This window comes from Leptospira kobayashii (genome assembly GCF_003114835.2).
Taxonomy (GTDB): domain Bacteria; phylum Spirochaetota; class Leptospiria; order Leptospirales; family Leptospiraceae; genus Leptospira_A; species Leptospira_A kobayashii.
In genome coordinates, this window is sequence record NZ_AP025028.1 from 3,861,800 (window position 1) to 3,874,422 (window position 12,623).

The following is a 12,623-nucleotide window of genomic DNA, read 5'->3' on the forward strand; positions in this document are numbered from 1 at the left end:
ACAAACTCATTTGCTCTTCATATCATAAACTCCATCCCAATCCTCGGGGATTCCAAAAACGGAAAATTCTTTGGAACGTTCCAAATAAACCTGGAAAACTTTGTCTTCCGGAATCTGCTCGTTCAAAGATTGAAAAATTCTGATTGCGGAATTCATGTCTCCCGCCATATAGAAGTTAATCGCCTTTTTGAAATCATCGCGCAGATTCATTTTTTTATCACGTAATATCTGTTCATCGGCATCCATCAATTCGTAAATTTCAATCGCTTGCTTTCGACCTTTGACCCGCACGCGATCCAAATAACGTATTGAATAGCGGGAACTATCTTTGAACTTTGCCACAATATCCGCGCTCAAAATCACATTCACACCGTAATGTTTGGTAAGTCCTTCCAAACGGGATGCGAGGTTCACATGATCCGAAAATGCGTCTCCCTGCATTCGATGGGATTCTCCGATCATCCCCAGCATCATAAAACCTGTATGTATCCCATAACCCGTCTTAATCGGTAAATATCCCTTTTGAATTCTTGACTGGTTATATATTTCCAACTCCTTCAATTGAGAGATCACCGAATCAATTGCCCGTTCCGTTTCATTTTTATAAACGGACATGATTGCATCGCCGACGTATTTTACAATGATTCCTCCGTATTCCCTCACTTTGGGAGAAATACGTTTGAAATATGCGTTGATAAAATTGAAATTTTCCTGAGGAGTCATTCCTTCTGATAATGTGGCAAAGGATCGTATATCGGAAAAAATCACCGACATCTCCGTTGCAACATTGTCACCCAGATTTACATCGATAATACTTTCCTTGGAAAGAAATTGAAGGTAATCATGAGGAACAAATCTACCGTATGACTTGTTTAAGGTGGAAATCTGAATATGAGTTCGGATACGTGTAAGAAGTTCTTCTTTCTGAAACGGTTTTGCAATATAATCGTTGGCTCCGCATTCGAATCCGTAAACGAGATCGTTTACCAAATTTTTTGCGGTTAACATAATGATAGGAAGACTACCGCTTGTATGGGTCAACCGAACAGTCTTGCAGACATCATAGCCGGATAACTTAGGCATCATTATATCCAAAAGAATCAGATTTACTTCTTCCTGTTCCAGGATTTTCAAAGCTTCCTCTCCGTTGTTTGCCTTTAAAACTCCGTAATGAGCAAGATTAAGATAATTTTCCAAAACTTGCAAATTGACCGGTTCATCATCAACAATCAATATATTGATCCGGTCTTTGGTAGATGCGTAGTGAATGTTTTTTATATTATCACCGGAAACAGGAGTTTCCTGAAAACGGGCAAGAGGCGGCATTAGACCTTCTTCCACAGGAAGATTGGAAATAGGAATCGTAAAATAAAACTGACTTCCTTTCCCCAATTCGGAAGAAAGCCATATCTTTCCTCCCTGTAACTCTATCAATTGTTTGGTGATACTTAAGCCGAGTCCCGTGCCACCATACTCTCTGGAAATGGATGCATCTACCTGTTCAAAGGATTGAAATATGGATTCGAATTTGTCTTCCGGGATTCCAATCCCGGTATCAGATATAACAACCGTTATTTGATTTTTGATTTGTGATAAGACCGAAATACTGATATGTCCTTGATTGGTAAATTTTACGGCATTTCCGATCAAATTCAATAAAATCTGCTGGAGTCTGTTTTCATCACCAAAGACAGGAGGAATATCATCAGGAATCTCATTTGATAATGTAATCTGTTTATTTGTAGAAAGATGAGAAGTTAACAATAAAACCATCTCTGCCAAAGATTTCAAATCGACTGCTTTTTTCTGAAGAATGAGTTCTCCGTTTTTGAGTTTGGAAAAATCCAAGATATCATTTACCAAACTTGCCAATCGTTTCCCGCTGGAAGTGATCATTCTCAGATTTGACTTCACTTGGATGGGCAAATCCCCTGAGGCACCATCCATCATGGACTCTGCAATCCCGATGATTCCATTCAAAGGAGTCCTCAATTCATGAGAAGTATTGGAAAGAAATTCATCTTTTAATTTATCCAATTTTTCCAATTCCAGATTTTGTTTTTCCAATTCTTCCAGACTACGACTTAGATCATCTGCCATTCTGTTAAACGATTGGGACAATTCTCCGATTTCATCTTTAGATGAAACAGAAACTCTCGATTGCAAATCACCTTGCCCCAAGCGGAAAGCGGCATTTTTTAAAACCATAAGGGGTTTGATCGATTTCTTTGAAATATAATAAATCAGAAAAAGGGAAATCGTTATAATCAAAAAACCTATTTGCAAACCTTGGTTGCGAATGAGTCGGATCGGCTCGAATGCTTTTTCTTTCGGATACTGCAAAAAAAGAGACCATCTATTTCCGGTAAAATCCAAAAATCCTTCTTCGTCAGCGATGGCAAAAATCGTATCCTTATCCTCTCTTAAAATATTCTCTTCCTTTCTTTTGGAATCCGCCTTTTCCAGAGAAGTCGTATGATTGGAATAAATAGAACGGGAGTCATGATCAACCAAATCAATGAATAGATTTTCTTCCTCTTCCAAATCGTTACTGATGATTTGGTGCAATCTTCCGATGGAAATATAAGCGGCAACTGCTCCTTGTAAGGCGCCGGCTTCATTCAAAATCGGCGCGGCAAATACGATTACTTTTTTGCCAAGCTCTTCTGAGTAATGTATATCACTTGCAATGCTGATTTTGTTGTCTGAAAAAACTTCCTTGGTCCATAGTGAGTCTGAACATTTTTCTCCAATGGAAAATCCTATCGTATCCGCTTTTCGAATGCAATTTTTGTCGTAAAAAGACAGAGAAATATAAACTTTACGTTGGTTACGGTAAGAGATAAGTTTTTGTGTAATTTCGGAAGTATTAGAATTTTTTTTAGTAAACACAGGATCTGAAACAATCGTTTGCATGTCAGAATAACGTTCGAACAAAACACGGTCCATTTTATCTAACATATGTTTGGCTTTCTCATTTAAAGAGGATTGAATTTGTTTTTCCACCAAACCGATAGCGGAAAAATAAATGAAAATCCCGATGGGAAGAAGGATTGCCAAAGTAAAAAGCAGATATACTAAAAATAATTTATGAGAAAGTTTCATTTGGATTCTCTATCTTGAACGAAACGATCATCAAAAATATTTTTGAGATCCGGTATGCGGTACAATTGTCCGCGTTCTCTTAGGAATTCAATGATTGATTCACCTGCGATGAAAAGTGCTCCTCTTTTTTCCATGGAAGCAAAATTCATCATGGAACCGGTTTGACCTTGTGCGAAACCGGAACCTCCTCCCCCCGGATAAAAAGTTTGTGCAGTTTCCGAATCAGGATTTAATAAAGATTGGCTGTTTTCTTTTAATGTTAAAAATCGAACGGACTTCAACTCTTCCGAAATTTCAGTTTCCGATTTGGAAATTCGTTGGGAAAGTATGGATAAACTTTCTTCATTGTTCTTATAATAAAATTCCCTTGCTTCCGAAATGGCAGAGACGAGTTTTCGAATGGAAGAAGGATGATTCTTCAAGAATTTGCTATCAACACTCAAAGTATCGGAAAGCAAATCCGGAACATCTGCAGATCTAGCGATGATATTAAATCCTTGTTTTTTGATTTCGGTCATATCCATCCCCCGGATATGACCTGCCTGTATGTTCCCTTTCTGTAATTCTTCCCAAACTTTTGGAAAAGGAAGATTCGAAGAAGAGTATTCTCCTTCTCGAATTCCATTCTTATTTAACAACTGCATAACGAAGATATGCGAAGAAGTATTCACTCCGTTGAATGCAATTTTTTTGCCCCGAAGCTCCGGGATTGTTTTAATCTTTGGCGAAGATACGATCAAATCGTTGGAAAGGGAATAATTGAAACGATAGATGATTTGTGTGGGGTGGCCTTCGGAAAAAAATAAAATGGATTCAGTTAAACCGGAGCAGATGGCATCTATTTTTTTTTCCAAATAAAGATCTGCAGGATTATCGCTAATCACCAATTCAACGTCTAACTTCTGTTTTTCAAAGAACCCTTTTTCCGATGCTATAAAAACGGGGGAAAATCCCGAGTGAGGAGGGACGCCCAATCGAATCCTGTTTGAGTCTAAATTCGTTTCACTACAACCGATTATGAATAGAAATAAAACAAAGATCTTAATTGTTCGCATAGTATGCGCCGGAACTCACTCTCTCCTCGTTTGGAATGATTTTTGTAAGAAAACCGAATACTTCTTTCGCTTTTCCTTTTTTCCCTTGTTTTAAATGGGACCAACCGAGACCGATCAACATCTCCGTATCTGCGGGATAATCATCAACAATAGATTCGTAATATTTCTCCGCTTCTTTGAAATTCGCCATCACATAATAAGAATAAGCAAGTGTACTGCGGGCAAAATAGTTTTTACTATCCTGTTTAAGAACTGTTTTGCAGATCACCTCGACTTGTTTGTGTTGGCCAAGAGCGAGATTGGCACGAATACTACCCAATCTAGGTTCAATCGCATTCGGTTCGATCAACGTTGCTTTTTGATAATAAGAACTGGATTTTGTATAATCTCCTTTCAAAAGAGCAATCCAACCGGTTCGTAGCTGTAAAAAATAATCTCCGGGATTTTCTTTGCTAAGATTTTCCAAAAGATCCAAAGCTTTGGTGTAATCTCTTTTGGCCTCGAGTTGGTAAGAATCAGTGATAGAATCAGCTAACAGAGAACTAGTGGATAAGGATAAAACAAAGAAAAGTAAGGAGAGTTTTTTCATGATCATTCCTGAAAGAAATTTCTTGCTAGAATGATCAATTTTTACAATTAAAGCTTTTTCAAGTAAAGTAGAATCTTTTCCTCACCTCTATCTTCCGCCAAATCCGTTGCACTCAGTCCCTCAACATTTTTGATTTTATGCTCCGCACCGGCAGCAACCAATAGTTTTAGAATTTCCAAATTTCCCCGGAAAACGGAGCGAAAGACCGCAGTCTCTCCGGCAATATTTCTTACATTCACATTTGCTCCCTTTCCAATTAAAAATTGAACGAGAGATCTGTCTTCTTTGTCTGCGGCAAGTATGATTGCGGAATTTCCCAAAGAATCTTTTTTATCTATACTGATTCCTTCTTTCAAACAAGCCTCTATCCGTTCTTCATTGCTGTCATGAACCGCATGAAAAAAACGAGCCTCTAGGCTTGGACCAGGTCGTTTCACATTTTCATCTTCCATACAATTTTGTTGTCCCAAGAGTAAAAATGAGAATAATAAAACGCGTGAAATAGAAATTAGGTTGTCCAAAATCAAAGAAAGTCTCATTCCTTTAGGATAGGTAAAAATATATGTTGTGTCGACAATTTTTTAAACTAGTAGCTATGTCTCTGATCCTAATTCAGACGAGTTGTATTACGATTATAGATCCCGGAGAAGTAGGGTTGATGTGGAGACCTTATGCGAACGGGCTTGGAAAAAAACCTTTGGAATCCAGAGTTCAGTTTTATCTTCCTTGGAACAGTGTTTACATTTACTCCATCCAATGGAGATCCTACCAGGAAAAAGTGGAAGTTTTAACAAGGGATGACCTAACGATTAACGTTACTGCGGAATTAATCATCCGTGCCAAAGAACTGGAACTTTATGAATTACAAATGGAAATCGGAACGGATTACTACGATAAGGTGGTAAAACCTCAGTTCAGAACCGCGATTAGAAATATTCTATCAGCGTATAACATGGTTTCCATTTCCAAAGAAACACCGAATGTTTCCATCCAAATCAAAAAGTCCCTACAGGAAAAACTGAAGGACAAACATGTCGATATAGATGATGTAATTATCGACGACGTGGAATACAGCCCTTCTATTCTAAAAGCAATCGAAACAAAACTCACCAAACAGCAAGAACAGGAACAAATGAAGTTCGAAATCAATATTGCAAAAAGAGATGCAGAGATCCAAGCCATCACTGCAGAAGGAAGAGCAAAGGCGATTTTAATTGAAGCGGAAGCGCAGTCAAAAGCGCAAAAAGCGATCGGCGAGTCTTTAACTCCGAAATACATTCAATGGAAAGCTTTGGACAATCCTAATAACAAATTGATTTTGGTTCCTAGCGGAAAAGATGGCTTGCCGATTATTGTGAATACCGAACAAGGAAAATAAACGAACGAATATAATTCTATTCGGAAATAGTGAAATCAAACCAAGAGGGGCGTTCTCTTGGTTTGAAGTTTATTTTAGTTGAACTTGTATGTTGCTCCGACGCTGAACGTTACACCCAGTCTGTAAGAGAGGAACAATTCGTCTTGTCCTGTTAGCTCCGATCTTTGGAAAACTCTAAATCGGGTATCCATAATGTTCTTCGCAGCTACTTTCAGATCCAATCGATCATCATGTTTATAGGAATAAACTATATCTGTTAAACCGACTCCTCTTTCGATAGCATCCGGTGTTCCGTTGGCACCCACTGCATAGATACGATTTCCAAAAAAGTTATAATAAACTCCGATGGTTTGGTTTTTCTTCGAAGTGATGAACCAATCGAATTTTAAGTTATAAACGAAATCAGATTGGCCTTGGAGAGCACGGGATAAATTCGTTGGATCATAAGCAAATGCCAAGTTGTTTGAATCCAGAAGTCCGGCTTTACCGGCGGCGTAAGTATTCCAAGATAAAACATCTACCCTAGATTTGATAAAAAAGAAGTTGGTTTCAAATCGGAAACGATCCCAAAATTCCTTTCTATAATCAAATTCAATCCCTCTGATCTGTCCCTGTTGCGCATTTGTATAAGTGAACTGAGCGGAAATGGAACCTGCTACGGGGCGACCTATCATTTCAATCGGATCGGACATTTGTTTAAAGAATGCACCGACTCCAATGTAATCCAATTGAGTCAGATAGTATTCCCAACGAACATCATAGTTGTGAATATAAGTACGATTCAAGTTGGGATTACCAAAAATACGATCCGCACCGAAATAAGGAGTGAATCCGAAGGGAGATAACTCTCTTAAGTCGGGACGAGTGATGGTCTGAGTGTAACCCAAACGAAGGTTCATATCTTTATGAACTTCATATACAAAGTTCAAGGAAGGCAGTTTGTCTTTGGTTCTGATTTCCCCTACCCCGTTATTGTCTTGTCTGCAAATGTTATTATTTACCAGAGCAACTCTTACATCTTCGCTATTGATATCACCGCAACCATAACTTAGATTAGTGATACTGGAACTATCTCTCAGTCGGAAGGTTTTTACTTTTTGATAACTGTCTTCAAAACGAACTCCGCCGATGAACCTTAATTTAGGCATCAAAGGTAAATCCACCTGTGCAAAGGAAGCTTGCAATTTTTGCATTGCATCGTATGCGTTCGGTTCAATTTGCCTTTCGGAGAAAGTTTTCTTTCCGGAAGGATTGTCTCTTGTGACCAAAAACTCGGAAGCATTGTAAGTCAATTCCCCCGGAGCTGGCCAATAATCAGCCGCAGTATTACCGATGGCAGAGTTGTACTTCACACCGAACTCTCTAAAACGGAAGTCTTTGTAACGATCCATCGCAAGACCACCGACTTTGAGGGCCGATTTCAGACCATTCCATTGTTCGAATGGAATTTCATACTTCACATTGATTTGTTTGACTTGGTCTTTGGATACGGAGAAAAATCTGGATCCATCCGGGTTGTTTCCCAATCGTAAATAAGGTTGTGTTACAGAAGAAGGAGGATCCGCTCTTCTCCAAACTTGTTGTGTTAGGTTTGGCTCATCCCTAGTCGCTTCTGAAAAAGATAAGTTCCAATCCAATTTATGAGGTCTCGCCATACTTCCGAATTGCAGCGCATGGTCACCACCGAGAGTGGTGTTCATAAGGGATCTGGATGTGAACGTATTTGTATCTGCTAAGAATTGAAAGTTATCAATGTAGTTCACACCACTGGACTGTCTTACATTCGTATCCGAATTAATAGTATAAAGGTTTTTTAAATGGATGGATTGACCTTTTGTAAATTCGTAAGCTAAGTTTACGTTGGCACCTAAATTTGTTTCCGTATTATAAATAGCGGCATCTTGTTCTTGAAGCTTATTCAAATAAGTGGCGTCTTTGACTTGCGTGTTTACAGGATTGGCAGGGATGTATCTTCTTGATTTTTCTTCCCGGAAACGATACTCTTCGCTTCTAGTCACACCAAGCAAAACCCCCAATCGTTGTCCCGATTCGGTTGTCTTAAATGAATTTCCTACGGAAAAGCTGAAGTTTTTGTCATAAGGACCCGGTTCCGTTTTGGGAGTCCATTGACCGTTAAAAAATACAGGAGTGATGTTTGTTAGGGTTGTAGGCAAACCTCCGAACCGGTTTCCGGGCTCGTAAGGAACCTCATTTGGCATACCACTGATCAACTTCGGCATTTGCATATCCGGGTTGGGACGTCCGAAAAAATCCCCACCGTTAAAAGTTTTGAATTCTTTTCCCGTAGTGTTCATGTTACGCGCCACACCGAGAGAAAGACTCATTTGAAACTGGTCAGGGTATTCTTGGGTTTCGATTTTTACCAAACCACCGGAAAATTCACCAATGTCTTCCGGAACGAAAGTTTTGATGACACGGATGTTTTTGATAAGACCTGCCGGAAAAATATCAAGTGGAACCACTCTTTTGTCCGGTTCTGTGGATGGAATGATCGAATCATTCAATAGAGTGTTGGAATAACGTTCCCCCAAACCACGAACGAATACGTATTTTCCACCAATCAAAGTAATACCTGTTACACGGCGAACCACATCTCCCGCAGAGGAGTCCGGGGATTTTTTGATCGCTTCTTGTGAAATTCCGTCCGATACGCTCGCGGACTTTCTTTGCAAGGCAAGCATTGAGGCTTCCGTATTATTGATAGCTCGGTCTTTTACTTCTACGGTTTCGAGAGTTTGTGAACCGAAAGTAACATTCATAGATTGAGTCTTGCCTGCTACTATATTGATGGTGCGCTTTTGAGGAGCGTAACCGTACATTTGGTACTCGACTTCGTAACTTCCCGCGGGAAGGGAAAGATCGTATTTACCGTCAAAATCAGTTTTCGCAAATTTCTTTTCGGAGCGAACCACAATGGTAGCCCCGAATACCGCTTCCCCATTTTCGGAATCAATGATGGTTCCTCTCAAATTCCCTGCCGCTTGCGCGAACAGAGTAATCGGAAAAAGAAGAATTATGATGATTGTAAGAATAACATTTTTCATATCGACTATCTTGCTTTTTATTTGTTACAAAGATTTAGTGAATGTGTTTCGAGTAAATGTAAAGGAAGAGAGAAACATTACAGTTTGTTTAATTTATTGTAACGGAAATGTAATATAAACTAAGGAGCTACCACACCTACTTTGTATTTTCCTCCCACTTCAAAGATCATTTTAACCTGATCGGTGTTAATCGACTTTCCATCCGCTAAAACTTCCAAAGAACCCGGCTTATAACCTGTAATTTTGTTGTAAGTCCTAGGTTTTTCCCAGACGATTTTTTTAATAGTGAGCCGATTTCCTTTGATGCTTTCTCTTAAACGTTGGATTCCAAGATCCTGTCTGTTTTGAATTAGTTTTTTGTAATCCTCCAGGGGAGTGACATCCAAAGAAGTCCCGTAACCCAATGTATTTGGAAATACAACGGTTTCCTGTTCGAAAGGAGTAAATAAAGAAATATAATCCGTTTTATAGGAAGCTTGTGCTTCCTTTAAAAAAGCAAGCAGCGCTTCCTCTTTTGTAGAAAATCCGTTTTGGATCGTATAGGAATCCTTAATATGGGCACGAATTTTTGCCTTTGAGTCCGCCATACGGAGTTCTTCCTGCCGGTTTACTTTTTCCAAATCGGCACGCCAGTCTTGTTTGGATTCGCATCCGATCACAGTAAGTAGTAGAATGATTGATTGTAGTATTTTTTTCATAAGAGTAAATAAGAAGACCCTAGTTGTTACGCTAGGGTCTTTGTAATCCAGTTTTAAATTGAATTTAGATTATCTTGCGCGGTAAACCGTCCAAGAATCCCACCATTTGTTTCCGGATGCACCACCACCGTTGTTCGCAAGACCCGATCTAGTTGTGAAATCAGGCTTAGTCGCCGAAAATCCACAATCAGTTGCAGTAATGTTTCCAAGGGAAGTTACCGGAGTTGCTGTTAGCGTGCTTGCTTGGTTAGTATTCAAGCTTGTGCACTGACCACCTATGGCATTTGCTTTTGCGCCCGTCATAACTTCTCCCACAAGTGAACTAGCCGTAGGGTTTGTAGAACCAGTAGTAGGTGTTCCAGCGTTGTCGTTACACTGAAAGTTACCTTTCGCAAAACCATAAACTAAACCGTTTGTGAATGTTCCAGTCATACCTTCTCTGTATCTTTGGCCATATCCGTTAGCAACTTCCGCTCCAACGAGTGTGAAATTTGATACAGTCGGGTTGGAATAAGTTCCACCTGCAGATACCGGTTGAACACCTGCGTTATGAGAACCGTCCATTTCCATACCGTGAGGATCAGTGGAAGGAGAACCACCGCAAGTGGTAGGATATTTAATACCGATGAAAGTATTGAGTGTTCCGTTGAACCCTTCATCCATATCAAAGTCGTCATCCAATCCACCGGTGGATAGTAAGTGGTCGCCAGTAACGGTACCACCCCACCATTCGAACGAGTCGTCCAATCCACGGTGCACTTGCACGTAGCTGTAGTTGGAACTGTTGGTTACAGTATAGGAAGAAATACCGTTCAACTCATCTCCAGGTGCCACCTCGTTTCCAGCGAATTCTACGATTACATATTTCAAAGTAACTGTTGAATTTGTAGTTCTAGGGTAAGATTGAGGAGTTGTTCCTTCCGTTACCGCACTTCTAGTTCCAACTCCATTACCGATGATTACGATACCACCCCAGTCACTCGGATATCTGGATCCGGGATTTTGAGAAGATGTGAAACAAATCGGGTTAGCAGCTGTTCCTTGTGCATCCAAAGTTCCGTTGTCTTGGATGAATAAAGAAGATCCACGGTTACCAAAGATAGTAGCACCGGGAGATACTACTAGTTTTCCACCACTTTTAATGGTTACAGTTCCACTTAGAATTGCAGAGTTGGAGACCGTTTTGGTAGTAGTAATATCTCCGCTGATCACTTCAGGGGATCCGGAAATGTTTTTACCGTCACAGATGTTTTCCCCAACAGTAGGAGAAACCAGGTTGTATTGACCTTTGATCACTACAGATACCGACTTAACAGTGATTTGGAAACCACTTGCAGTGATTTTTACTTGGTCTTTATTTGTAAGATCACCTGAATTGATGTTTACGTCCATGGATGCAGTTCCAATCGCTTGTGTGAAAGTGGAAGCATCTAAAGCAGCAATTGTATCACAGCTGTTTGTTGAATTGTCCGCTCCAGAAGATCCAACAGCGGTTAATGTAAAGTTTCCGTTGGATTGGTTGACTTTGAAGTTGAGAACAAATTCTCCGTCAAGTCCCGTTCCAGGGCTCCCCACAGTTAGTGCTGCAGCAGTTTGACAAGCAGTAAAATCGGAAACAGTTCCTTGCCCGTCTGTCAGCGTGTTTGTAGAACCGTTTGCAATCGTTACTTTACCGTCTCTGGTTGCAATTCCACTGGAATCAGCAAGAGTTGCAGTCAAAGTAACAGTTGCTTCGTATCCTTGGCTTAAGTATAAAGCGGCAAGCAACAATCCAAGATTGTCGTCTTTTGATTTTGGCTTACAATTGGTAGCACTGAAAGCAAACAAACTGATTGCAGCCAACACCGCTCCTTTTTTCCATAATTGATTCATGTTAATCCTCTTTCGAATAAATCGAATTTATAAACCAGCGGGTATTCCCGTCTGGGAAAACGAATGTATTTCCCCCTGGCTCGTATTCCAATATGCATCTTTTCTGTTACAGAAACATGACAGGTGGGTGAAGGTTTCGTAAAAAGAGGGGAGTTTTGATACCTGTGTCCGCGGTATGCTTATCACAACAGGTGAGCTTTTGCTTCGTGTTTTGATATAGTGAGGAAAATTTGTTTTGGGATTTAGAAGTCATACGGTTATATAGTGTTCCACCTAACCCCAACAAGACCAAAGACATGCTCGGAGCCCAATCCTCCGGAGCAAGCGGTCCGCAGTTATAGAAAAACAAAACCAAAATCAGGCTAAGAGCGCACCCTCTCTCTCGCCTAATCAGGTTTTGTTTTCTAAGGAGTAACCGAAACAGGGATTGACTTCGCATAGGAGTTACAATTTCCAAATGGATGTTTGTCCATTTCTATAACGGCTATTACTGTAATATTCCTTTTATTGAAGAAAAAAGGGAAAAAAAATCTGTTTAAATGAATTTTTTAGGGAGTAAGTGGGATTAGATTGTAAAAAATTTGTAATATTCTAAATTTTAGGACGCAGTTTCAGAATGAAATTTTGCTCTGGTGGATGAGACAGGAATCGAAGGTATACCATCCCCGCCCTATCGAGATTGGGTGGGGTTAACCACCCGCCACCCAATGGCTTCCTATACTACATCACCTTCCCTTTGTAAAGCGAAACACCCTTTCCAGGATTTTTTCTTGAAATAAGTTCGCCTTTTTGCCTCAATAAGCTAATAAATATTATATCATATTCTATTTTTCGATGCCTTTCGACCAGGGATGTGGAGGG

Annotated in this window: 8 protein-coding genes; 1 reads left to right on the top strand and 7 read right to left on the bottom strand. The window is 39.9% G+C overall.

Annotated elements, in window-relative coordinates; genetic code table 11:
- Positions 1 to 6: 6 nt before the first annotated feature.
- Genes DI077_RS17675 through DI077_RS17690 form a run of 4 tightly spaced genes read right to left on the bottom strand, consistent with a single transcriptional unit; the run spans position 7 to position 5,288 of the window.
- Positions 7 to 3,105, bottom strand: a complete 3,099-nt coding sequence (locus DI077_RS17675; RefSeq protein WP_109021590.1) for an ATP-binding protein — start codon at positions 3,103 to 3,105, stop codon at positions 7 to 9.
- Positions 3,102 to 4,160: an ABC transporter substrate-binding protein gene (locus DI077_RS17680; protein WP_109021591.1), complete on the bottom strand. Its 1,059-nt coding sequence runs from the start codon at positions 4,158 to 4,160 to the stop codon at positions 3,102 to 3,104. The genes DI077_RS17675 and DI077_RS17680 overlap by 4 nt, the downstream gene beginning before the upstream one ends.
- Positions 4,147 to 4,749 (bottom strand): tetratricopeptide repeat protein, encoded by a 603-nt coding sequence (locus DI077_RS17685; protein ID WP_167837201.1) that lies wholly within the window; start codon positions 4,747 to 4,749, stop codon positions 4,147 to 4,149. The genes DI077_RS17680 and DI077_RS17685 overlap by 14 nt, the downstream gene beginning before the upstream one ends.
- A 47-nt stretch (positions 4,750 to 4,796) precedes the next feature.
- On the bottom strand, positions 4,797 to 5,288 hold the full coding sequence (locus tag DI077_RS17690) for an ankyrin repeat domain-containing protein (protein ID WP_242935272.1): 492 nt from the start codon (positions 5,286 to 5,288) through the stop codon (positions 4,797 to 4,799).
- Positions 5,289 to 5,344: 56 nt separating this feature from the next.
- On the opposite strand from DI077_RS17690, the gene DI077_RS17695 reads away from it, so the two are divergent.
- Complete coding sequence (locus DI077_RS17695) at positions 5,345 to 6,127, top strand: prohibitin family protein (RefSeq protein ID WP_109021593.1); 783 nt, start codon at positions 5,345 to 5,347, stop codon at positions 6,125 to 6,127.
- A 74-nt stretch (positions 6,128 to 6,201) separates the two neighbouring features.
- Here DI077_RS17695 and DI077_RS17700 read toward each other — a convergent pair whose 3' ends face one another.
- From DI077_RS17700 to DI077_RS17710, 3 genes are all read right to left on the bottom strand, one after another.
- Complete coding sequence (locus DI077_RS17700) at positions 6,202 to 9,192, bottom strand: TonB-dependent receptor (RefSeq protein ID WP_109021594.1); 2,991 nt, start codon at positions 9,190 to 9,192, stop codon at positions 6,202 to 6,204.
- A 119-nt stretch (positions 9,193 to 9,311) separates the two neighbouring features.
- Complete coding sequence (locus DI077_RS17705; protein ID WP_135354921.1) at positions 9,312 to 9,890, bottom strand: hypothetical protein; 579 nt, start codon at positions 9,888 to 9,890, stop codon at positions 9,312 to 9,314.
- A 69-nt stretch (positions 9,891 to 9,959) separates the two neighbouring features.
- Positions 9,960 to 11,762, bottom strand: coding sequence for a hypothetical protein (locus tag DI077_RS17710; protein ID WP_109021596.1), 1,803 nt, complete (start codon positions 11,760 to 11,762; stop codon positions 9,960 to 9,962).
- Between the last annotated feature and the right edge of the window lie 861 nt (positions 11,763 to 12,623).

Excerpts from the sequence above, each read along its gene's own strand:
- DI077_RS17695 (WP_109021593.1), top strand. The coding sequence starts at position 5,345 with ATGTCTCTGATCCTAATTCAGACGAGTTGTATTACGATTATAGATCCC.
- DI077_RS17690 (WP_242935272.1), bottom strand. The coding sequence starts at position 5,288 with ATGAGACTTTCTTTGATTTTGGACAACCTAATTTCTATTTCACGCGTT.
- DI077_RS17685 (WP_167837201.1), bottom strand. The coding sequence starts at position 4,749 with ATGAAAAAACTCTCCTTACTTTTCTTTGTTTTATCCTTATCCACTAGT.
- DI077_RS17680 (WP_109021591.1), bottom strand. The coding sequence starts at position 4,160 with ATGCGAACAATTAAGATCTTTGTTTTATTTCTATTCATAATCGGTTGT.
- DI077_RS17700 (WP_109021594.1), bottom strand. The coding sequence starts at position 9,192 with ATGAAAAATGTTATTCTTACAATCATCATAATTCTTCTTTTTCCGATT.
- DI077_RS17705 (WP_135354921.1), bottom strand. The coding sequence starts at position 9,890 with ATGAAAAAAATACTACAATCAATCATTCTACTACTTACTGTGATCGGA.
- DI077_RS17675 (WP_109021590.1), bottom strand. The coding sequence starts at position 3,105 with ATGAAACTTTCTCATAAATTATTTTTAGTATATCTGCTTTTTACTTTG.
- DI077_RS17710 (WP_109021596.1), bottom strand. The coding sequence starts at position 11,762 with ATGAATCAATTATGGAAAAAAGGAGCGGTGTTGGCTGCAATCAGTTTG.